Annotated in this window: 16 protein-coding genes; 5 read left to right on the top strand and 11 right to left on the bottom strand. The window is 68.3% G+C overall.

Annotated features, from left to right (window positions below):
- Nucleotides 1-328 precede the first annotated feature (328 nt).
- Together FBQ73_RS00370 and FBQ73_RS00365 are read right to left on the bottom strand one after the other, a co-directional pair.
- Complete coding sequence (locus FBQ73_RS00370) at nt 329-1351, bottom strand: alpha-ketoacid dehydrogenase subunit beta (RefSeq protein ID WP_138397548.1); 1023 nt, start codon at nt 1349-1351, stop codon at nt 329-331.
- Between the two features lie 29 nt (nt 1352-1380).
- Nucleotides 1381-2388: a thiamine pyrophosphate-dependent dehydrogenase E1 component subunit alpha gene (locus FBQ73_RS00365; RefSeq protein ID WP_210236624.1), complete on the bottom strand. Its 1008-nt coding sequence runs from the start codon at nt 2386-2388 to the stop codon at nt 1381-1383.
- A gap of 399 nt (nt 2389-2787) precedes the next feature.
- Here FBQ73_RS00365 and FBQ73_RS00360 point away from each other — a divergent pair, with 399 nt between their 5' ends.
- Complete coding sequence (locus tag FBQ73_RS00360) at nt 2788-4785, top strand: sigma-54-dependent Fis family transcriptional regulator (RefSeq protein ID WP_138397547.1); 1998 nt, start codon at nt 2788-2790, stop codon at nt 4783-4785.
- Nucleotides 4786-5025: 240 nt separating this feature from the next.
- Here the strand turns inward: FBQ73_RS00360 and FBQ73_RS00355 are convergent, their stop codons facing one another.
- From FBQ73_RS00355 to FBQ73_RS00335, 5 genes are all read right to left on the bottom strand, one after another.
- Nucleotides 5026-6414 (bottom strand): sigma-54-dependent transcriptional regulator, encoded by a 1389-nt coding sequence (locus FBQ73_RS00355; RefSeq protein ID WP_138397546.1) that lies wholly within the window; start codon nt 6412-6414, stop codon nt 5026-5028.
- Nucleotides 6404-8281 (bottom strand): sensor histidine kinase, encoded by a 1878-nt coding sequence (locus FBQ73_RS00350; RefSeq protein ID WP_138397545.1) that lies wholly within the window; start codon nt 8279-8281, stop codon nt 6404-6406. The genes FBQ73_RS00355 and FBQ73_RS00350 overlap by 11 nt, the downstream gene beginning before the upstream one ends.
- A gap of 108 nt (nt 8282-8389) precedes the next feature.
- Nucleotides 8390-9256: an ABC transporter ATP-binding protein gene (locus tag FBQ73_RS00345; RefSeq protein ID WP_138397544.1), complete on the bottom strand. Its 867-nt coding sequence runs from the start codon at nt 9254-9256 to the stop codon at nt 8390-8392.
- Between the two features lie 8 nt (nt 9257-9264).
- The gene (locus FBQ73_RS00340) at nt 9265-10086 is read right to left on the bottom strand and encodes an ABC transporter permease (protein WP_138397543.1); all 822 of its coding nucleotides are present in this window, start codon (nt 10084-10086) and stop codon (nt 9265-9267) included.
- A 10-nt stretch (nt 10087-10096) separates the two neighbouring features.
- Nucleotides 10097-11047, bottom strand: a complete 951-nt coding sequence (locus FBQ73_RS00335; protein WP_138397665.1) for an ABC transporter substrate-binding protein — start codon at nt 11045-11047, stop codon at nt 10097-10099.
- Nucleotides 11048-11533: 486 nt separating this feature from the next.
- On the opposite strand from FBQ73_RS00335, the gene FBQ73_RS00330 reads away from it, so the two are divergent.
- The 4 genes from FBQ73_RS00330 (at nt 11534) to FBQ73_RS00315 (ending at nt 16551) form a co-directional block, all read left to right on the top strand.
- On the top strand, nt 11534-12754 hold the full coding sequence (locus FBQ73_RS00330; RefSeq protein ID WP_210236623.1) for an ABC transporter substrate-binding protein: 1221 nt from the start codon (nt 11534-11536) through the stop codon (nt 12752-12754).
- 169 nt (nt 12755-12923) lie between these two features.
- A complete protein-coding gene (locus FBQ73_RS00325; protein WP_138397542.1) occupies nt 12924-13823 on the top strand; it encodes a branched-chain amino acid ABC transporter permease in 900 nt (299 codons plus the stop codon).
- A gap of 4 nt (nt 13824-13827) precedes the next feature.
- Nucleotides 13828-15819, top strand: coding sequence for a branched-chain amino acid ABC transporter ATP-binding protein/permease (locus FBQ73_RS00320; RefSeq protein WP_138397541.1), 1992 nt, complete (start codon nt 13828-13830; stop codon nt 15817-15819).
- Between the two features lie 9 nt (nt 15820-15828).
- A complete protein-coding gene (locus tag FBQ73_RS00315; protein ID WP_138397540.1) occupies nt 15829-16551 on the top strand; it encodes an ABC transporter ATP-binding protein in 723 nt (240 codons plus the stop codon).
- Between the two features lie 163 nt (nt 16552-16714).
- On the opposite strand, the gene FBQ73_RS00310 is transcribed toward FBQ73_RS00315, so the two are convergent.
- From FBQ73_RS00310 to cydX, 4 genes are all read right to left on the bottom strand, one after another.
- Complete coding sequence (locus tag FBQ73_RS00310; protein ID WP_138397539.1) at nt 16715-17248, bottom strand: response regulator transcription factor; 534 nt, start codon at nt 17246-17248, stop codon at nt 16715-16717.
- On the bottom strand, nt 17238-18581 hold the full coding sequence (locus tag FBQ73_RS00305; protein ID WP_246089489.1) for an ATP-binding protein: 1344 nt from the start codon (nt 18579-18581) through the stop codon (nt 17238-17240). The genes FBQ73_RS00310 and FBQ73_RS00305 overlap by 11 nt, the downstream gene beginning before the upstream one ends.
- Nucleotides 18582-18962: 381 nt before the next feature.
- The gene (locus FBQ73_RS00300) at nt 18963-19391 is read right to left on the bottom strand and encodes a hypothetical protein (protein WP_138397537.1); all 429 of its coding nucleotides are present in this window, start codon (nt 19389-19391) and stop codon (nt 18963-18965) included.
- Nucleotides 19392-19583: 192 nt separating this feature from the next.
- Nucleotides 19584-19727, bottom strand: a complete 144-nt coding sequence (gene cydX, locus FBQ73_RS00295) for a cytochrome bd-I oxidase subunit CydX (RefSeq protein WP_138397536.1) — start codon at nt 19725-19727, stop codon at nt 19584-19586.
- Nucleotides 19728-19735: the final 8 nt, after the last annotated feature.

The following is a 19735-nucleotide window of genomic DNA, read 5'->3' as shown; positions in this document are numbered from 1 at the left end:
GGTGGTGCTTTGTCCCCGGCGCTTTGCCCCCACCCCAACCCTCCCCCGCAGGCGGGAGAGGGGGCGGGCCGGCGTGGGGTGGAGGGGTCCGGTCTCCGCTTATGAGAGCCGGAGAACCCTCTCCCGCCCGAAGCCGGATGTTTCCGGCTTGGGTCCTTAGGAGCTGAACTCGGCAACAGCCGAGTTCAGGCGGGGGAGGGCAGGGAGGGGGCAGGCCCTCTCTGCTTTCCCGCCGGTGGTGTTCTGCCCCGGCGCCTCTGCCCCCACCCCAACCCTCCCCCGCAAGCGGGAGAGGGGGTCGTCTTGTGTGAGGTGGAGGCGCAGCCCCTCACGCCGCCAAAGCGTGCGGGACCGTCCTCAGCACCGCGCCGGCGATGGCTTCGGCGGTGGGGATGTAGAGGTCCTCCAGCGTGGGTGAGAACGGCACCGGCGTGTGCGGCGCCGTCACCATCTGCGGGGCGGCTTTCAGCGCGCCGAAGGCCTGCTGCGCCACGTAGGCGGCAACGTCGGTGGCGATGGAGCAGCGGGGATGGGCCTCGTCCACCACCACCAGGCGGCCGGTGTTCTCCACGCTCTCGATCACCGTGTCCCAGTCGATGGGCGAGAGGGTGCGCAGGTCGATCACCTCCGCCTCGATGCCGTGCTGGCGCGAGAGGGCGGCGGCCGCATCCATGGCGCGGTGGACGGTGAGGCCGTAGCTGACGATGGTCACGTCCTTGCCGTCGCGCACCACATTGGCCTCGCCGAACGGGATGGCATAGGCCTCCGTGGGCACGTCCACCTCATGGCCGTACAGGTTCTTGTGCTCGCAGAAGATCACCGGATCGTCGTCGCGGATGGACTGGATCAGCAGGCCCTTGGCGTCATAGGCATTGGAGGGGCACACCACCTTCAGCCCCGGCACATGGGTGAACATGGGGGTGAGCATCTGCGAATGCTGGGCGGCGGCGCGAAAGCCTGCCCCCACCATGGCGCGGATGACCACCGGGGTCGTCGCCTTGCCGCCGAACATGTAGCGGAACTTCGCCGCCTGGTTCAGGATCTGGTCGAAGCACACGCCCATGAAATCGAGGAACATGAGTTCCGCCACCGGGCGCATGCCGCAGGCCGCCGCGCCCACCGCCGCGCCGATATAGGCGCTCTCCGACAAAGGCGTGTCCAGCAGGCGGTTGCCGTGCTTGGCATAAAGCCCCTTGGTGACGCCGAGCACGCCGCCCCAGGCATCCTTTTCCCCCGGCGCGCCGGAGCCGCCGACGATATCCTCGCCGAGCAGGATGACGCTGGGGTCGCGGCGCATCTCAAGATCAAGGGCTTCATTGATGGCCATCTTGAAGCTCAACTTGCGAGCCATGGTGTTTCCTTCCGGATTATCTTGATTGATCAGTAGGAGACGTAGACGTCGCTGAGCAGGTCGCGCGCCGCGGGCAAGGGCGCCGCCTTGGCGGAGGTGACCGCGTCGTCGATGAGGCTCGCCACCTCCCGGTCGAGGAGGGCGATCTCGGCCTCGCTCACCACGCCGGCGGCGGTGACGCGATCGGCGAAGATCTTCAGGCAATCGCGGTTGGCGCGGTTGAACTCGTTCTCGCCCTTGGCCTTGTAGGTCTGGCTGTCGCCCTCGAAATGGCCGAAGAAACGGCTCATCTTGCATTCCAGCACCGCCGGGCCGCCGCCCCCCCGCGCCTTGGCGATGAGGTCGCCGGCCGCCTTGTGCACGGCGAAGAAATCGGTGCCGTCCACGCTCACCGCCGGCAGGCCGAAGCCGGTCGCGCGGTCCACGTAAGAGTCCACCGCCGTGGCGTAGGTGACGGAGGTGGCCTCCGCATAGCCGTTGTTCTCGATGACGAAGATCACCGGCAGGTTCCAGATGGCGGCAAGGTTCATGCTCTCCAGCACCGTGCCCTGATTGGCCGCGCCATCGCCGAAGAAGGTGATGCCGACGCCGCCGTCGCCGCGGAACTTGGCCGCGAGCCCGGCGCCGCAGATCAAAGGCGCGCCGGCGCCGAGGATGCCGTTGGCGCCCATCATGCCTTTGGAGAGGTCGGCGATGTGCATGGAGCCGCCCTTGCCGCGGCAGGAGCCGGTCTCCTTGCCGTAGATCTCGGCCATCATCTCCCCCACGTCCACGCCCTTGGCGATGCAGTGGCCGTGGCCGCGATGGGTGGAGGCGATGCGGTCGATGTCGGTGAGGTGCATCATGACGCCGGTGGCGCAGGCCTCCTCGCCGGCATACAGGTGCACGAAGCCGGGGATGTCGCCCTTGGCGAACTCCACATGCAGCCGCTCCTCGAAATCGCGGATGGTGCGCATGGTGCGATAGGCTTCGAGGAGCTGGTCCTTCGGCAGCGGGATGGGATTGTTGGACAAAGCGCTTGGCGTCGGTTCAGGCATGCTCGTCTCCTCCTGAGGGACGGGGAGGGCGGGTGGTCCCGGCTCACACCGGGATTTCCGGTGCGGGAGCGTGATCGGGCGTCCTCTCCGTTGATTTTGCTTTGGCTCGTTGTTTTTGCTTTCGATGGACTTGAGCAAGCGGCGGGCCAAGTGCGAGAATTTCTGAAAAAGCTTGGCATGGCTTGCGTATTGCATTGCAACATCGGCGCGCCACTGCTGCGCGCATGCCACAGGGTGTAGCGGCGAATGCCACAGGTGTTGCAGCCTCAACTTGGCCTTGGATCGCCTGCGCTGCGGCACGACTTGAAGGAGCCCGCGCCGGCGCACGTCCCGCCCCCTTGCCGCCGCCGCCGATCAGGGCGAGACTTCCGGCAAAAGGAACGGTCTGGGAGGATCGTCATGAAGCTGGAGCAGGCCGCGCACATCGATGAGCTGGTGCGCGCGGCGAGCGGGCAGGGTTCGCGCCGCGATGCCATCATCGAGGCGTCGTGGCGGCGCTGCGTCACCGAGCACAACCTCGACCCGGTGGTGCTGCGCGACCCGTGCATCGTCACCCATGCCCGCCTGCGCGAGCATCAGGAGGCCATGGACGAGTTCCTGCACACCGCGCGCTTCGGGGTGGAGACGCTCTATCGCGAGGTGGCGGGGCTCGGCTACGTGCTGCTGCTCACCGATGCCAAGGGCATCACGGTGGATTTCATCGGCGATCCCACCTTCGACAGCAACCTCATGCGCGCCGGCCTCTATCTCGGCGCCGACTGGAACGAGCCCAACGCCGGCACCTGCGCGGTGGGCACCTGCATCGCCACCGGCGAGGCGCTGGTGGTGCACCAGTCCGACCATTTCGACGCCACCCACATCCCGCTCACCTGCACGGCGGCCCCGGTGTTCGATCCCAGCGGCGCGCTGGCGGCGGTGCTGGACATCTCGGCGCTGCATTCGCCGCAGCCCAAGGAGAGCCAGTATCTGGCGCTCCAGTTCGTCAAATCCGTCGCCCACAAGATCGAGACGGCGCACCTGCTCAACCGCTTCCGCCGCGAATGGATCGTGAAGCTCGCCCCCTCGCCGGAATTCGCCGACGTGGACCCGGCCTATGTGCTGGCGGTGGACGGATCGGGCCGCATCCTCGGCTTCAACAACCGCACCCGCCAGCTGATGCTGCGCGAGCTGGAATGCCGCCCCGCTTTGGCCGACGGGCGTCCGCTGGCGGGGCGGCCCCTGTCCGAATTCTTCGATCTCCAGGTGGACGACCTGCCGCGCCTCATGCCGTCGCGGCCGGCGTCGCAGCGCATGGTGCGCCTCGCGCTTTCCGGCACGCCCCTGTTCGCGCAGGCCCAGCAGCCGCCGGCGCGGATCGCCTCACCCTCGCCCCTCGCCCCCGCGCCGGCCCTGCCCAAGCCTTTGGAGTCCCTCACCCGTGGCGATGGCGCCATGCTGGAGGTGGCGGCGCGGGCGGCCAAGCTCGTCAACACCCAGATGAGCCTGCTCATCTGCGGCGAGACCGGCACCGGCAAGGAGCATCTGGCCAAGGCCATCCATGCCGCCAGCGGGCGCGCCGGCAAGCCGTTCGTGCCGGTGAACTGCGCGGCGCTGCCGGAGACGCTGATCGAGGGCGAATTGTTCGGCTACGAGCCGGGCGCCTTCACCGGCGCCGCCGCCAAGGGCAAGCGCGGCCTCGTCATGGAGGCGGACGGCGGCACGCTGTTCCTCGACGAGATCGGCGACATGCCCCTCACCCTCCAGACCCGTCTTTTGCGGGTGCTGGCCGAGCGCGAGGTGACGCCCATCGGCCGCACCCGTCCGGTGCCGGTGAACATCCGCGTCATCGCCGCCACCCACCGCGATCTCATCGCCGAGGTAAAGGCGGGGCGGTTCCGCGAGGATCTGTATTTCCGCCTCAGCGGCGGCGTGCTCACTTTGCCGGCCCTGCGCCAGCGGGCGGATCTGGACTGGCTGGTGGCGCGCTTTCTGGCCGAGCGGGGCGGGGTGCTGCGGGTGCCGTTCGAGCTTTCGGGAGAGGCGCGGGCGGCGCTCCATGCCTATGCCTGGCCCGGCAACATCCGCGAGCTGGCCAATGCGCTGGACTATGCCTGCGCCGTGGCGGGCGACGCCGTCATCGCCTGGGACGACCTGCCCGACCGCATTCGCCACGCGGCGCCGGCCCCGGCTGACGGGGCACCTGTCGCGGCCCTTTCCGGCCCGACGGCACTTGGTGGGACGGGATCAGGCGGGACGGGCGCGGACGAGCGCGGCGCCTTGCTGGCGCTCCTCACTGCCCATCACTGGAACGTCTCGGCGGTGGCCCGCGCCCTCGCGGTGGACCGCACCACCATCCACCGCCGCATGCGGCGCCTCGGCATCACATCGCCACGGCATGGGGGCGAGGGGCTGAACTGAGGGTAGTCCGGAGCATCAGAACGGACGGTTTTGCCTGGCGCGGTCTGCTCCCTCTCCCGCCCGAACTCGGCTGTTGCCGAGTTCGGTACCAAAGAGCGAAGCCGGAAATATCCGGCTTCATGCGGGGGAGGGGTGGGGAGGGGGCTGCCGTCTTCGTCCCCACTCCGCTCTGATTGCGGAGAGGTCCTGCCCCCTCCCCCCAAGCGGGAGAGTGTTCCCACCGCACCCTGTCGCACCTTTTCACTCCGCAGCCGTGAGGCCGAGCCGCTTCATGCGGTCGGAGAGGGTCTTGCGGGGGATGTTGAGGGCCTGTGCCGCCGCCGAGATGCGCTGACCCGAGGCTTTCAGCGCATCCTCGATGACGAGGCGTTCCACCCGGTCCAAAAGCTCGTTGAGGCCGGGGGGCGCGGCCCCGCCGCCGGCGAAATCGGGGGCGAGGAAGCCCAGCATGTGGCGCTCGGCGGCGTTCTTCAATTCGCGCACATTGCCCGGCCAGTCGGCGAGCATGAGCGAGCGGCGCAGGGATGGGGGAACCTCCGTCACCGGTCGCTGGTACTTCACGGCCGCCTGCACCACAAACAGCTCGAACAGCAGGGGAATGTCCTCCCGCCGCTCGCGCAGGGGCGGCAGCACCAGCTTCACCACGTCGAGGCGAAAGCACAAATCCTTGCGGAAGCGGCCGGCATCGGCGAGGGCGGAAAGGTCCTCCTTGGTGGCGGCGATCACGCGCAGGTCCACCGGCACGGCGGTGTTGGAGCCAAGCCGCTCGATCCTGCGATCCTGCAGCACGCGGAGCAGCTTCACCTGCATGGCGAGCGGCATGCTCTCCACCTCGTCGAGGAAGAGGGTGCCGCCCGAGGCATGCTCGATCTTGCCGATGCGCTTCTTGCCCGCGCCGGTGAAGGCGCCGGCCTCATGGCCGAACATCTCGCTCTCGAACATGCTTTCGGGGATGGCGCCGCAATTGACCGCCACGAAGGGCTTGTCGCGCCGCGATCCGCCCTCGTGGAGGGCGCGGGCCACCTGCTCCTTGCCGGCACCGGTCTCGCCCAGCACCAGCACGTCGGCAGTGGTGGAGGCGAGCTGAGCCACATCGTCCCGCAGCCGGCGGATGGCGGGGGACTGACCGACGAGGCAGCGCTCGATGGCGTCGCCCGCCTCGCCCCGGTCCAGAGCCATGCGCAGGCGGCGGTTCTCCATCACGAGGGCGCGCTTGTCGAGGGCGCGGCGCACCACCTCCACGAAGGCGTCGGAGACGAACGGCTTCTCGATGAAATCATAGGCGCCCTCGCGCATGGCGCTCACCGCCATGGCCACGTCGCCATGGCCGGTGATGAGCACCACCGGCAATTCGGGATCGCGCCGGCGCACGTCTGCCAGCAGCTCGAGGCCGTCGCGCACCGGCATGCGCACGTCGCTCACCACCACGCCGGGAAAGTCGCGGCCGATGGCGGGCAGGGCGGCATCCACGCTGTCGAAGGTCTCGACCGCGATGCCGGCCAGTTCCAGCGTCTGCTCGATGGTGATGCGGATCATCTCCTCGTCGTCCACCAGCACCACGCGGGGCCGGGCGGCCGGGTGCGGGGGGGCGGAAGACTGCGGGGACTTGAGGGCGCGCTCAGCACACATGGCGCATCCTTTCCGGCTGGGGCGGGGCGGCGTCCACGCTCTCCGCCGCCTCCATGACGAGATCGAAGCCGAGCCCGCCGCCTATCCGCGCGCGGGCGGTGAGGGTGGCGCCGAACTCGCGGGCGATGGCGAGCGAGATGGGCAGGCCCAGCCCCAGCCCTTCGCCCGCCGGCTTGGTGGTGAAGAAGGGATCGAAGATCCGCGCGAGGGTGGCCTCCGGCAAGCCGGGGCCGTTGTCCTCCACGCTGAGGATGATGCGGGCGCCCTCGCGCCGGGTGGACAGGCCCACCCAGGCGCCCGGCCGGCCCTTCACCGCGTCCAGCGCGTTGCCGACGAGGTTCACCACCACCTGGCTGAGGCGGATGGGCTCGAACCGCACGGTTGCGGCCGCCGCGTCGAGATTGGTTTCGACGCCGATGCCGGCCACGCGGATACGCGGGGCGAGGATAGCGAGGCTTTCGGCCACCGCCGCCGACACGTCCACCGGCAGCGTCTCGCTGCCGGACTTGCGGGCGAAGGCGCGCAACTGGCCGGTGATCTTGCCGAGCCGGTCCACCATGGCGGTGATGCGGCCGAGATTGGCCTGCGCCTCCCCCTCGCGGCCCTGCTCCAGCAGCTTGCCCGCATTGTCGGCGAGGCCGCGCAAAGCGGTGAGGGGCTGGTTCAGCTCGTGGGTGATGCCGGCGGCCATCTGGCCGAGGGTGGCCATCTTGGCGGCCTGCACCAGCTCGTCCTGCGCGGCGCGCAGCTCCGCCTCGGCGCGGCGGCGCTCCTCGATCTCGCCGGCGAGCTGGCCGTTGGCGGTGGTGAGGTCGGCGGTCCGGGCCTCCACCTTCGCTTCCAGCTCGCGCTGGGCGGCCTCCAGCGCCGCGCGGGCGGCAAGGCTCTCGCGGGCGCGCCGCAGGTGCTGCCACCAGTAGAGGCCGATGAGGCCCAGCACGCCGAAGCCCAGCGTCACGCCCACGCGGGCGGTGCGCCCGGCCAGCTCCAGCGGGGCGGCATCGGCGAACAGCAGCAGGTGCCATCCATAGGGGACGAGCGCCTTGTCGTCGGCGATGACACGGCCGCGGGGCGCCACGTCCGAGGCGGCGATGAGCGGCACGCCGCCCACCGTCTCCACCGTGCCGAGATTGAGCTGCGGATAGGCCGGGCGGCCATATTGGCGGGTCTGTTCCATCTCCTGCGCGGTGGCGGCGTCGATGGGGCGGGTGGCGTGGAACTTGAACCGGGGATCGGAGGCGAGGAAGACGATGCCATGGTCGTCGGTCACCAGCACCCGGTCGGCGGCCTCCTGCCACACCGCCTCCAGCGCGTCCAGATTGACCTTGGTGGCCACCACCCCGCGCACGATGCCGTCGATCATCACCGGCGCGGTGATGAAATAGCCGGGCACGCCGGTCAGCGTCCCGATGGCATAGAAGCGGCCGGTGTGGCCCGCCATGGCCTCGGTGAAATAGGGGCGATAGCTGAAGTCCACCCCCACATAGGTCTCCCGCGTGTTCCAGTTGGAAGAGGCGATGGTCATGCCCGAGGGGTCGATGAGATAGAGCACGCTGGCGCCGGCGGCGCGGTTCAGGGTTTCCAGATAGGCGTTGACGGTGGCGATCAGCTTCGGGTCGTCCGGCTGGATGAGGGCGCGCCGAACGTTCATGTCGAGGGCGGCGGCGGCGGGCAGATAGCCGAACCGCTCGATGGCGCCTTCGAGACTCTGGGCATAGATCTCGCCACGATGGCGGGCCTCGCTGGCCAGCCGCTCGCCGACGCGGGCCTCCGCCATCTCACCGGCCTTCACCACGGCGAACAGCGCCGCCGCGCCGACAAGGGCGAGGAGCACGGCGCGCGCTGCGGTGGCGAGATCGGGGCGCATGGTCCTGGTCCGTCGGCTCCCTGGCCCCGCGGTTGCTGGCCGCCTTGCGTGGGCCCTGTCATTGGCCGGCGCCCGAGGGGGCGGACGCCGGCGGATGCTGGTCCCGGCTCAGTCGGTGGTCAAGCCTTTGAGTTCCACCTCCTCGAAGCGGTGCTGCTCGGCGGTGACGAGGGCGCCCAGCTCGCGCTTCAGCTCGTTGAAGGCGGGCGAGGCGCTGTCGCGCGGGCGCGGCAGCTCCACCTTGATGTCCCGCTTGATGGTGCCCGGCCGGTAGGTGAGCACGACGATGCGGTCGGCGAGATAGATGGATTCCTCGATGGAATGGGTGACGAACACGATGGTCTTGCCGGTGGCCGACCAGATGCGGATCAGCTCGTCCTGAAGCGAGCGGCGGGTGAGGGCGTCGAGCGCGCCGAACGGCTCGTCCATCAGCATCACCGGGCTGTCGAGGGCGAGCACGCGGGCGATGGCCACGCGCTGGCGCATGCCGCCGGACAGGTCCTTGGGGAAGCGGTCGCGGAACTCGGTGAGCTTCAGCATGGCCAAAAGCTCGGCCACGCGGGCGTCGATGTCGGCGCGCTTCATGCCCTTGATCTCAAGACCGAAGGCGATGTTCGCGGCCACGCTCATCCACGGGAAGAGCGCGTATTCCTGAAACACCATGCCCCGGTCGGGACCGGGGGCGCTCACCTTGCGCTTCTCCACCGCGATGGTGCCCTTGGTGGGAGCGGAGAAGCCGGCGATGGCGTTGAGCAGGGTGGACTTGCCGCAGCCCGAGGGGCCGAGCAGGCACACGAACTCGCCGCGATTGATGGTGAGGTCGATGTCTTTCAGGGCGACGATCTCGCCGCCGGGCACGACGAAGCGCTTGTCCACGCCTTCGATGACGATGTGGGGCGAGGCGGGAGCGACAATGGGCTCGATGAGCATGGCGTGATCGCTGATGGCTTCGACGGAGGCAGGCTGCAGGGACATGGCGTTCCTCACGATTCCAGGCCGCGATGCCAGCGCAGCAGGTGGTTGTTGAGGCGGCTCACCGCCATGTCGATGCCAAGGCCGAGGATGCCGATGGTGAACATTCCGGCGATGATCTTGTCGGACCAGAAGTATTCGCGCGCCTCCAGGATGCGGAAGCCGAGGCCGTTGTTGACCGCGATCATCTCGGCCACGATCACCACGATGAAGGCGGTGCCGATGCCGATGCGCGCGCCCGACAGGATGTAGGGCGTCGCCGCCGGCAGGATCACCCGCCGGAAGATGGTGAGGCGGCTTGCCCCCAGGCTCCGGGCGGCGCGGATATAGATGCCGTCCACGTGCCGCACGCCGGCGATGGTGTTCATCAGCACCGGGAAGAAGGCGCCGATGGCGATGAGGAACACCGCCGGCGCATTGCCGAGGCCGAACCACAAGATGGACAACGGGATGTAGGCGATGGGCGGGATGGGCCGCAGCACCTGCATGAGCGGGTTGATGTGGCGGTAGATGGCGTCGCTCGATCCCATGAACAGGCCGAGCGGCAGGGCAAGCCCTGCCCCCACGAAGAAGCCGAGGGCGACGCGGGTGAGGGAGCCGATGGAATCCTGGATCATCTCGCCGGAGAACAGCCAGGCGAGATAGGAGCCGGCGGCCGGGTCATAGGCTTCCATGGGGGCGAGATAGGCCCACCAGCGCACGGCCACGGCGGCCGGGGAGGGCAGGACCATGGGGTTCACCAGCCCCAGGGTGCAGGCGAGCTGCCACAGGAGGAGGGCGACGACGGGCACGGCAAGGCCCTCCGCCACGGATTTCAGGCGGGACGTATGCATGGCGATGCCCTCAGTTGATGCCGGCGGACGACTTGGCGGCGTCGAGCAGGTCGAGCTTCACCCAGTCCTCGGCCTTGGCGGGGGACGACATCTTGCCGATGCCGTACTTGGCCATCACGTCCGTGGTCTTCTGGATGTGGTCGGCGGTGATCGACAGCGTGTAGGGCGAGTTGGCGAGGGCTTCCTGGAATTCCTCCGCCGTCAGCTGGCCCTTGAACACGTCCTGGGTCACGAATTTCTCGGCCGCCTTGGGATCGTCCATGAAGGTCTTCTGCGCCTTCACGAAGCAGGCCATGAACTTCTTCGCGGCCTCGGGGCTGCCCTTGTAGAACTTCTCGCTCATCACCAGGGTGCGCACCGGCGCGCCGATGGGGGTGTCGTAGGGCTTCAGCATCTCGGCACCGAAGCCGCGGGCGATGGCCTGGGCCGATTGCGGCTCGGTCTGCATGATGGCGTCCACCTGCTTCTGCAGCAGCGCCTGGTTGAGGTCGGGATAGCCGAGGTAAATGATGGTGAGGTCCTTGGGCGTGAGGCCGACCTTGCCCATCTCGGCGGCCAGCAGCACTTCCTGGATGGAGCCGCGGGTGACGCCCACCTTCTTGCCCTTCAGGTCCGCCACCGTCTTGATGCCGCTGTCGGGCACCGCCAGAAGGCGGGCGCCGCCGCTGGCGAAGCCGCCGACGATGTAGATCTGCGCGCCGTTGCCCCGGCCGGAAATGGCGGCCTCGGAGGCGGTGGCGCCTACGTCCAACTCGCCGGCGAGGATGGCCTGCATCACGTCCGGGCCCTTGGCGAAGATCTTCAGGTCCACCGTGATGCCGCAGCTGGAGGCGATCTCCTTAATGTAGGAGACGCCGGCGAAATGGGCGAGCTTGAGGTTGCCGACGCGGATCACTTCCTGCGCCGAGGCGGGCAGGGCGCCGAACGCCAGCACCGCCGAGGCGGCGACAAGGGCGGCCAGGCGGGTGGCCCGCTGGAAGGTCCGGCGGGTGGGCGCGGTCGAGCGGACAGGCGAGGTCAAGCGAAGAGATGTCGGCAAGGCGCTTCTCCCGGTGGGAGCCGGCTCTGGCGGCCGGCTGGATGGATGACACCCTCCCTTTGCAGAGCGCATGCCAGCCATGCGTGGTCGTCAACTCTTCAGTCAAGACATTGTTATTGAATAAAAAAACTGTAGGTGCAAACGCGGCTCTTGCGGTCGAGGGCGGCGGATTTCCGCCGCTGGCCGCGCCGGTGCGGCGGTTCTCCGCCGGCGAGGGCAGGGGGCTGCGGACCGGCTGTGCGCGAAGCGCCGCCCCGCCGGACGAAGATACCGGCCACGCTGCCACCGAAATCGCCATAGGTTGCACTGGTGCAACGGCGCCAATTGGCTTAAACGATTCAGGCCTAACCGGCGAAAAGCCGGATCGAACCAATAAAGCCCCAAGGTCGGGCTACCAGGGAGTGAAACATGCGAGTGAGCGGAATGATTGCGGCGGTCGCCGCAAGCATCGCCATGGCCGGCGTCTCCATCGCAGGCGTCGCCGTGGCAGCGGAACCCATCAAGATCGGCCTGAGCGGGCCCTTCACAGGCGGCTCGTCCTCCATGGGCGTGAGCATGCGCGACGGCGTGAAGCTCGCGGTGACGGAGATCAACAAGTCCGGCGGCGTGCTGGGCCGCCAGCTGGTGCTGGTGGAGCGCGACGACGAGGCCAAGAACGAGGTGGGCGTGCAGATCGCCCAGGAACTCATCAACAAGGAGGGGGTGGTCGCCACCCTCGGCTATATCAATACCGGCGTGGCCCTGGCCTCGCAGCGCTTCTACCAGGAAGCGGAAATCCCGGTGATCAACAACGTGGCCACCGGCACGGTCATCTCCAAGCAGTTCCTGCCGCCGGACAATAAATCCAACTACATCTTCCGCACCTCTGCCAACGACGCCATCCAGAGCGTGATGATTGCCGACGAGGCGGTCAAAAGGCAGGGCTTCAAGAAGCCGGCCATCCTGGCGGACTCGACCAATTATGGCCAGCTCGGCCGCGCCGATCTTGAAAAGGCGCTGGCCGCCCTGAACGTGAAGCCGGTGGCCACCGAGAAGTTCAATATCGGCGACACCGACATGACCGCGCAGCTGCTGCGCGCCAAGGAAGCCGGCGCCGACGTGATCCTCACCTACGCCATCGGCCCCGAGCTGGCGCAGATCGCCAACGGCATGGCCAAGCTCGGCTGGAAGGTGCCCATGATCGGCTCCTGGACCCTGTCCATGGCCAGCTTCATCGACACCGCCGGCCCCAATGGCGACGGCGCCCTGATGCCCCAGACCTTCATCCAGCTGCCTGATACCCCCAAGCGCAAGGCCTTCATCGAGGCCTATCAGGCGGCCTACAAGATCGACCGCATGCCGTCCCCCGTGTCGGCCGCGCAGGGCTATGATTCCGTGTTTCTGCTCGCCGCCGCCATCACCCAGGCGGGCTCCACCGACGGTCGCAAGATCCGCGAAGCGCTGGAAAACCTGAACACCAAGGTGGAAGGCGTGGTCACCATTTACGACCGCCCCTTCAGCGCCACCGACCATGAGGCCATCACCGGCAACATCCCGGTGTTCGGCCTGGTGAAGGGCGGCCGCGTGGTTGCCGCCCATCCCGAGGACATCGCCGGCGACAAGGCGGTCCGGGTGAAGCCCAAGAACTGAGCGTGATCGGTCGCATCTGATCGGCCGGCGGCGGTTTCGCCGGCCGGCGACGAGAAGCCCGCCCGGTGCGCTCGCGCGTGCCGGTCGGCGGCCCTTCCCGCCCCGAAGGGGCCCTTCCGCGCGGGGCGCGGGGACTCGCGCTCTGGGAATTGCGCTTCGGAGACCCTTGATGAACATCCTCTCGCAGCTCATCGTCAGCGGCATCGCCGTGGGCATGATCTACGGCGTCATCGCCTTCAGCTACCAGCTCACCTTCGCCACCTCCAAGACGCTGAATTTCGGCCAGGGCGAAGCCCTGATGCTGGGTGCGCTGGTGGGGCTCACCACGGTGAACTTCCTCATCGGCCAGGCGCTGGGCACCCCGCTCGCCTATTTGCTGATGCTGCCCGTGGTGTTCGCCTTCGGCCTCGCCCAGGGGGCGCTGGTGGAATATCTCGGCGTGCGCCCGGCGGTGAAGGCCAATTCCGAGGCCGGGTGGATCATGGCCACCATCGCGCTGGGCATCATCTTCCGCAATCTTGCGGAGAACATCTGGGGCCGCGACGCCCTGCGCTTTCCCTCGCCCTTGCCGGAAGCGTCCCTCAACATCCTCGGGGTGCGCATCCAGCCCATGGAAATCGCCATCGTGGTGGGCGCGCTGGTGATCATGCTGGCGGTGGAGGTGTTCAACCGCCGCTCCATCTTCGGCAAGGCGGTGGTGGCCACCGCCAATGATCGCGACGCCGCCGGCCTGATGGGCATCGACACGCGGCGCGTCATCACCTTCTCCTATGCGCTCTCCTCCATGACGGCGGCCTTCGCCGGGGTGCTCATCGCCCCCGTCACCCTCACCGGCGCCACCATGGGCGCGGTGCTGGGGCTCAAGGCCTTCGCGGTGGCCATCATCGGCGGCCTGTCGAGCGGCATGGGCGTGATCGTGGGCGGGCTCATCCTCGGCATCACCGAGACCCTCACCGGCTATTACATCTCCACCGGCTACAAGGACGTGCCGGGCCTCGTGCTCCTGCTGCTCGTGCTGTCGCTGAAACCCTCGGGCCTGTTCGGCCGCGCCACCATCAAGAAGGTGTGAGGCCATGCTGGCGCGACGCATCCTCTCTACCGGCTTCCCGATCCTCGGCCTCGCCGCGCTGGCGGTGCTGCCGTTCGCGGTGACGAGCCCTTATTACCTGCACCTCACCATCACCATCGCCATCTACGCCATCCTCCTTCTGGGGCTGGACGTGGTGTTCGGCTATACGGGCGAGGTCTCCATCGGCCATGCCGCGCTGTTCGGCATCGGCGCCTATACGGCCGGGTGCCTGGCCATGCATTTCGGCGTCGGCTTCTGGCCGGCGCTGCCGCTCGCCATCATCGTCACGGCCCTGTTCGGCATCATTCTGGCGCTGCCGGCGCTGCGGGTCACCGGGCCCTATCTCGCCATGGTGACACTGGCCTTCGGCACCATCGTGCAGATCCTCATCAACGAGATGACGGACCTCACCAACGGCCCCCTCGGCATCAAGCTGACCACGCCCCTGTTCCTCGACCTGCGCTGGCTCGGCGACACCATCCCGCTGTTCGACATGTCGCTGAAGCGCATGAAGGAGGTGGAGTATTTCTATATCGCCGCGGTGGCGCTGGTGCTCACCCTGCTGGTGATCAATCGCATCCTCGCCTCGCACCTCGGCCGGGCCTTCGAGGCGCTGCGCGACAGCCCCATCGCCTCCGACTGCATGGGCGTGAGCGTCTACAAGCACAAGGTGATCGCCTTCGTGGTGTCGGCGGGCTTCGCCGGGCTCGCCGGGGCGCTGTTTGCCTATTCGGAGCAATATATCGCGCCGAACAATTTCGGCTTCGAGCTCTCCGTGCAGTTCCTGCTGGCGGTCACCGTGGGCGGGCGCAAGTCGCGCCTTGGCCCCATCATCGGCGCGGTGATCATCGTGTTCCTGCCCAACCTGCTCTCCGACATCGTGCTGTTCCGCTACATCGCCGGCACCATTGCGGTGATCGCGCTGATCGCGGGCGCGCGCAGCTTCATCCGCACTCCGGAGCACCGGGTGCAGACCGCCATTCCGGTGGTGTTGTGCCTCGCCTTCTTCGCCTTCTCGCTGCTCCTGGAGAAGATCACCGACTACAAGCTCGCCATCTTCGGCGTGATGATCCTGTTCGTGGTCTATTACCTGCCGGACGGCATCGTCGGCTTCCTCAAGAAGGCCGCCGCCCAGCTCTGGCCGAACCTCGTGAAGACCCATGCGGTCATCGAGGCGGAGGCCACCGCGCGGCCGGTCACCGCCACCGCCGCCGCCCGCGAGGGCGTGCTGCTCCACGTGGACGGGGTGGTGATGCAGTTCGGCGGCCTGAAAGCCCTCGACACCGTGAGCATCGAGGTGAAGCCGGGCACCATCCACGGGCTCATCGGCCCCAACGGGTCCGGCAAGAGCACCATGATGAACGTGCTCACCGGCATCTATGTGCCCACCGCGGGGTCGATCCGCTTCAAGGGCCAGGACATCGCCGGGCGCACCTCCTCCGACATCGCGGCGCAGGGCATCGCGCGCACCTTCCAGAACGTGCAGCTCTTCGCCGAGCTGACGCTGATCGAGAACGTGCTGGTGGGCCTCCACCACACCTATCGCGCCACCTTCGCCGAGGTCGCGCTGGGCCTGCCGCGCATCCGGCGGGAGGAGAAGGCGGCGCGCGAGCGGGCCATGAGCCTGCTCGCCTTCGTGGGCCTTGCCGACCTTGCCAACGAGGAGGCGCGCAACCTGCCCTACGGCAAGCAACGCCTCCTGGAAATCGCCCGCGCGCTGGCGCTGGACCCGGACCTGCTGCTGCTGGACGAGCCGGCGGCGGGCCTCACGGCGCCGGACATCAAGCATCTGGTGGAGATCATCCGCAAGGTGCGCGACGCCGGCGTCACCCTGGTGCTCATCGAGCACCACATGGATGTGGTCATGGGCCTGTGCGACACGGTCACGGTGCTGGATTTCGGCCAGAAGATCGCGGAAGGCAAGCCGGCCGCGGTGCAGGCCGACCCGCGGGTGATCGAGGCCTATCTCGGCGGCGCCGCCGTCGCGGCGGAATAGGAGGGCGCCATGCTGGAAGTCACCGATCTCGTCGCCGGCTATGGCAAGGTGAAGGTGCTGCACGGCCTCAGCCTCACGGTTCAGGAAGGCCAGCTCGTCACCCTCATCGGCTCCAACGGCGCCGGCAAGACCACGACGCTGCGCGCCGTCTCCGGCATGATCGTGCCGGAATCCGGCTCGGTGCGCCTGGACGGGGAGGACCTCACCGGCCTGGCGGCCTTCAAGATCACCAAGAAGGGCCTTGCCCACTCGCCCGAGGGGCGGCGGGTGTTCCCCACCCAGAGCGTGCTCGACAATCTGCTGCTGGGCGCTTTCCCGCGCCTCACAGGGTCGCGGCCGCGCGGCGACGTGGAGGCCGATCTCGACCGCATGTTCGCTTTGTTCCCGCGCCTTGCGGAGCGGCGCAACCAGCTCGCCGGCACCCTCTCCGGCGGCGAGCAGCAGATGCTGGCCATGGCCCGCGCGCTGATGCTGAACCCGCGCGTGCTGCTGCTCGACGAGCCGTCCATGGGCCTTGCCCCGCGCCTGGTGGCGGAGGTGTTCGCCACCATCGCCCGGCTGAAGGAGCAGAAGACCACCATGCTGCTGGTGGAGCAGTTCGCCGCCGCAGCGCTGGAGGTGGCCGACTTCGGCTATGTGATGGAGAACGGCCGCCTCGCCGCCCACGGCCCCGCCGCCATGCTGAAGAACGACCCGGCGGTGCGCGCCGCCTATCTCGGCCACGCCCACTGAGGGACGCCCACTGAGGGGGGCGTTACCCGAACCGATCCGAACCGATCCGCGCGGGCGCGGATCGGCGTCGGCGCGCGATCGCCCGGCCCACAACGGCCCGGCCCACGAGTGCCCGGCCAATGTCCGGGCCGCTTCCCGCGCTGCCTCCGGCTCGTCGTCGCCTCTACGTGACCTGCCGCTTGGCCAGCTTGCGGGCGAGGGTGCGGCGGTGCATGCCGAGCCGGCGCGCGGTCTTGGAGACGTTGAAGTCCGTGTCCACGAGGGTCTCGTGGATGCGCTCCCATTCCAGCGTCTTGATGGAACTCGGGCGCACGCCGAGGGCAACGCCCGCGTCCCCGTCCAGCCGCTCGAATGCGGCCTCGATATCGTCGGCGTTGGACGGCTTGGCGAGATAGTGGCAGGCGCCGAGCTTGATGGCTTCCACCGCCGTGGCGATGCTGGCGAAGCCGGTGAGCACCACGATCCGCATCTCGGGATCGTGGCCGTGCAGCCGCTTGACGAAATCCAGCCCCGAAGCGCCGTAGAGTTTCAGGTCCACCACGGCGCAGGTGGGCTGAAGCTCGGTCAGCAGCGCGTCGAGTTCCACCGAGCGGGCGCAGCGGCCGACCTTGTAGCCGCGGCGCTCGAACGAGCGCTGGAGCGCGCGCGCGAAGGCCGCGTCGTCCTCCACCAGCAGCAGGCGCTTGTCAGGCCCCATCGGTCGCTCCCACCGCCAGCGCCGCGAGGGGCAGGCGCAGTTCCACCCGTGCCCCGCCCTCCGGCCGGTTGGCGGCGCCGATGGTCCCGCCGAGCTTGCGCAGCACGTTGACGGCGAGGAACAGCCCGAGGCCTCGGCCCGGTTCGTCCTTGTCCGACTGGTAGGGCTTGCCGAACTGGGCGAGGGCAACCTCGGAAAAGCCGGGCCCGGCATCGCTGACCCGCATCACCAGGTCGGCGTCCGATTGCTCGGCCGCGATGCCGATCCAGCCGGGCGAGGCCTCCAGCGCGTTGTCGAGAATGTTGACCAGCACCTGCTCGATGACGCTGTCGCAGACGATGTCGAAATCGGCTCCGGTCTCGTTCCGGTAATCGACCGACAGCGGATGCCGGCTGTCTTCCCAGCGCTCGACGATGTCGTCGATGAACACGGCGAGGGGCGCGCGCCGGGCATCCTCGCCGCGCGCCTCGCCGGCCGCGAGGAGGATATGGGAGACGATGGACTTGCAGCGCCCAAGGGCGGCCTGCATCTCCTCGATCTCCCCGTGGAGTTCGGCATTGTCGCGGAACTGGGGCATGTGCCGCCAGTCGTTGAGGATCACGGCGAGGGTGGAAAGCGGCGTTCCCAGTTCATGGGCCGCGCCCGAGGCGAGAAGGCCCATGCGCACGATGTGCGCTTCCTCGGCGGCGCGCTGGCGCAGCTCGGCAAGGTGGGCGTCGCGGCTGCGCAGGTTGGCGTTGATGCGCGTCACGAACAGCGCCACCAGCATCGACGCCAGAAGAAAGCACAGGAACATGCCCTGCAGGTGCAGGTCGAAGAAGGAGCCGCCGCCATGGAGCGCGTCATGGCCCTGGCCATGGGAGTGGCCGTGGCCCTGTCCGCCGAAGTCGATGGGCCGGAAGTAGCGCGTGAGCCAGATGAAGCAGGCGCTGGTGACGGCAACGATGATCCAGGTGGCGGCGGGCGCCAGCAGCACGGCAGCCAGGATCACCTGAAGCAGATAGAGCGAGATGAACGGATTGGTGGCACCGCCGCTGAGATAAAGCTGGATGGTGAGGGCCGCCACGTCCAGCAGCAGCTCCACGCACAGTTCCGTGTCGCTGATGGGTGTCTCGCCCATCGCACGAAACAGGCCGATGAGGTTGAGCCCGATCAGGAACAGGATCACCAGCCCCATCTCGGCAAGCGGCAGGGCCACACCAAGCCACACATGCACCGCCGCGATGGCGACCACCTGTCCGGCCACCGCGAGCCACCGCAGCGCGATGAGCAACAGCAGGTTCCTGCGATTGGCGTCGCTCTCGATCGCACTCTCGCCCATGACCAGGCCCATTTCGTCGCGTGCCTCTCCTGCGAGCGCCTCTGTCCGGATGGTCCGGCGCCGATCCAGCTCTAGAGCATATTTTACCAACGCCAGCCGCAAAATAGGCTGCGGCGATGTGGTCCAACGCGATTTCACACGCACGCAAGACGGCCGCACACGCCGGCTTCGTGCGTGATTGGTTTCCCCGGGGGGGGGGGACGAGGGGAGGGCGTCAGGCCGGATCCCCGCGCCCCGATCCCGCCGGTTCCTGGCGGCGCGATCCTCCGGCCGCGTCGGTGCTGCGGCACCGGCGGCAGACCCGCGCGGCCAATGCGCGGGCCAGCTCCCGCGCCAGATCCTTCAGGGCTTCGCGGGCCGGGTGGTCCTCACCGCCGCCGAGCGAGCCGGGGATCATTTGCCGCTCGCCCCGGCCGCAATGGTGGCCTGCCGGGGCGCCTCCTCCACCTGCCGCACATAGTCCTGCGTCTTGGCGCGGACCAGTTCGCGGTGCTCGCTCACCGCGGCCTCCCGGTACATGACCGGCCTGCTGCTGGTCTGGCTGTTCCGCCGCGGAGATCGCCGAAGGTTGGGCGCCCAAAGCATCGTGATGTCATAGGGAAAAAACGCGCCCCGCTGCCGCTCCATCTGGCGCACGGAGCGGATGGCGAAGACGCCGGTGCACAGGGCGACGGCGGCGCCGCCGACGAAGCGGAAGAGGTCCCCATTGCCGATCATCACCAGGATGCCGGTGAGAAGCAGGGCATTCACTACCGTCAGCCGGTGCGGCCTGGCTCGGAGCCAGTCCCCCAGCCGTGCGAAGGCATCGGCTATCTGTCCCATGGTGTTATCCGTCGTGCTGTGATCGCGGAAACCCCTGCTTAGGGGCACAGGTACCGGCGGCACGATTGGACAAACGGTCCAAGGAACGGCGCATAGGAACCGCAGACAAGAAGCGGCGAACACTGGGGCGGCGCACGGATCGCGCGCCGCCATCCTTCAGAATGCGTTTTCTTTCCTTGAGGCCAGGGGCGATTACCGCGTGACGGTCTCCATTTTCACGGATCCCGCTCCGGCCCGCTCACGCGCAAGATCGTCCATCAGCTCGTACCACATGGCGTTGAGCACCGCGAAGGCGGCGGCCAGCGGCAGGCCGAGCAGCCAGGCGAAGTACCACATGTTCCGGT

It is taken from the genome of Xanthobacter autotrophicus (genome assembly GCF_005871085.1).
In the GTDB taxonomy this organism is placed as follows: domain Bacteria; phylum Pseudomonadota; class Alphaproteobacteria; order Rhizobiales; family Xanthobacteraceae; genus Xanthobacter; species Xanthobacter autotrophicus.
The sequence above is the reverse complement of the archived record's forward strand: the minus strand, read 5'-3'. Positions and strand labels throughout refer to the sequence as shown.

Bases quoted from the DNA above. Each gene is read 5' to 3' on its own strand.
- FBQ73_RS00370 (WP_138397548.1), bottom strand. From the start codon at position 1,351: ATGGCTCGCAAGTTGAGCTTCAAGATGGCCATCAATGAAGCCCTTGAT.
- FBQ73_RS00365 (WP_210236624.1), bottom strand. From the start codon at position 2,388: ATGCCTGAACCGACGCCAAGCGCTTTGTCCAACAATCCCATCCCGCTG.
- FBQ73_RS00360 (WP_138397547.1), top strand. From the start codon at position 2,788: ATGAAGCTGGAGCAGGCCGCGCACATCGATGAGCTGGTGCGCGCGGCG.
- FBQ73_RS00355 (WP_138397546.1), bottom strand. From the start codon at position 6,414: ATGTGTGCTGAGCGCGCCCTCAAGTCCCCGCAGTCTTCCGCCCCCCCG.
- FBQ73_RS00350 (WP_138397545.1), bottom strand. From the start codon at position 8,281: ATGCGCCCCGATCTCGCCACCGCAGCGCGCGCCGTGCTCCTCGCCCTT.
- FBQ73_RS00345 (WP_138397544.1), bottom strand. From the start codon at position 9,256: ATGTCCCTGCAGCCTGCCTCCGTCGAAGCCATCAGCGATCACGCCATG.
- FBQ73_RS00340 (WP_138397543.1), bottom strand. From the start codon at position 10,086: ATGCATACGTCCCGCCTGAAATCCGTGGCGGAGGGCCTTGCCGTGCCC.
- FBQ73_RS00330 (WP_210236623.1), top strand. From the start codon at position 11,534: ATGCGAGTGAGCGGAATGATTGCGGCGGTCGCCGCAAGCATCGCCATG.
- FBQ73_RS00325 (WP_138397542.1), top strand. From the start codon at position 12,924: ATGAACATCCTCTCGCAGCTCATCGTCAGCGGCATCGCCGTGGGCATG.
- FBQ73_RS00320 (WP_138397541.1), top strand. From the start codon at position 13,828: ATGCTGGCGCGACGCATCCTCTCTACCGGCTTCCCGATCCTCGGCCTC.
- FBQ73_RS00315 (WP_138397540.1), top strand. From the start codon at position 15,829: ATGCTGGAAGTCACCGATCTCGTCGCCGGCTATGGCAAGGTGAAGGTG.
- FBQ73_RS00310 (WP_138397539.1), bottom strand. From the start codon at position 17,248: ATGGGGCCTGACAAGCGCCTGCTGCTGGTGGAGGACGACGCGGCCTTC.
- FBQ73_RS00305 (WP_246089489.1), bottom strand. From the start codon at position 18,581: ATGGGCCTGGTCATGGGCGAGAGTGCGATCGAGAGCGACGCCAATCGC.
- FBQ73_RS00300 (WP_138397537.1), bottom strand. From the start codon at position 19,391: ATGGGACAGATAGCCGATGCCTTCGCACGGCTGGGGGACTGGCTCCGA.
- cydX (WP_138397536.1), bottom strand. From the start codon at position 19,727: ATGTGGTACTTCGCCTGGCTGCTCGGCCTGCCGCTGGCCGCCGCCTTC.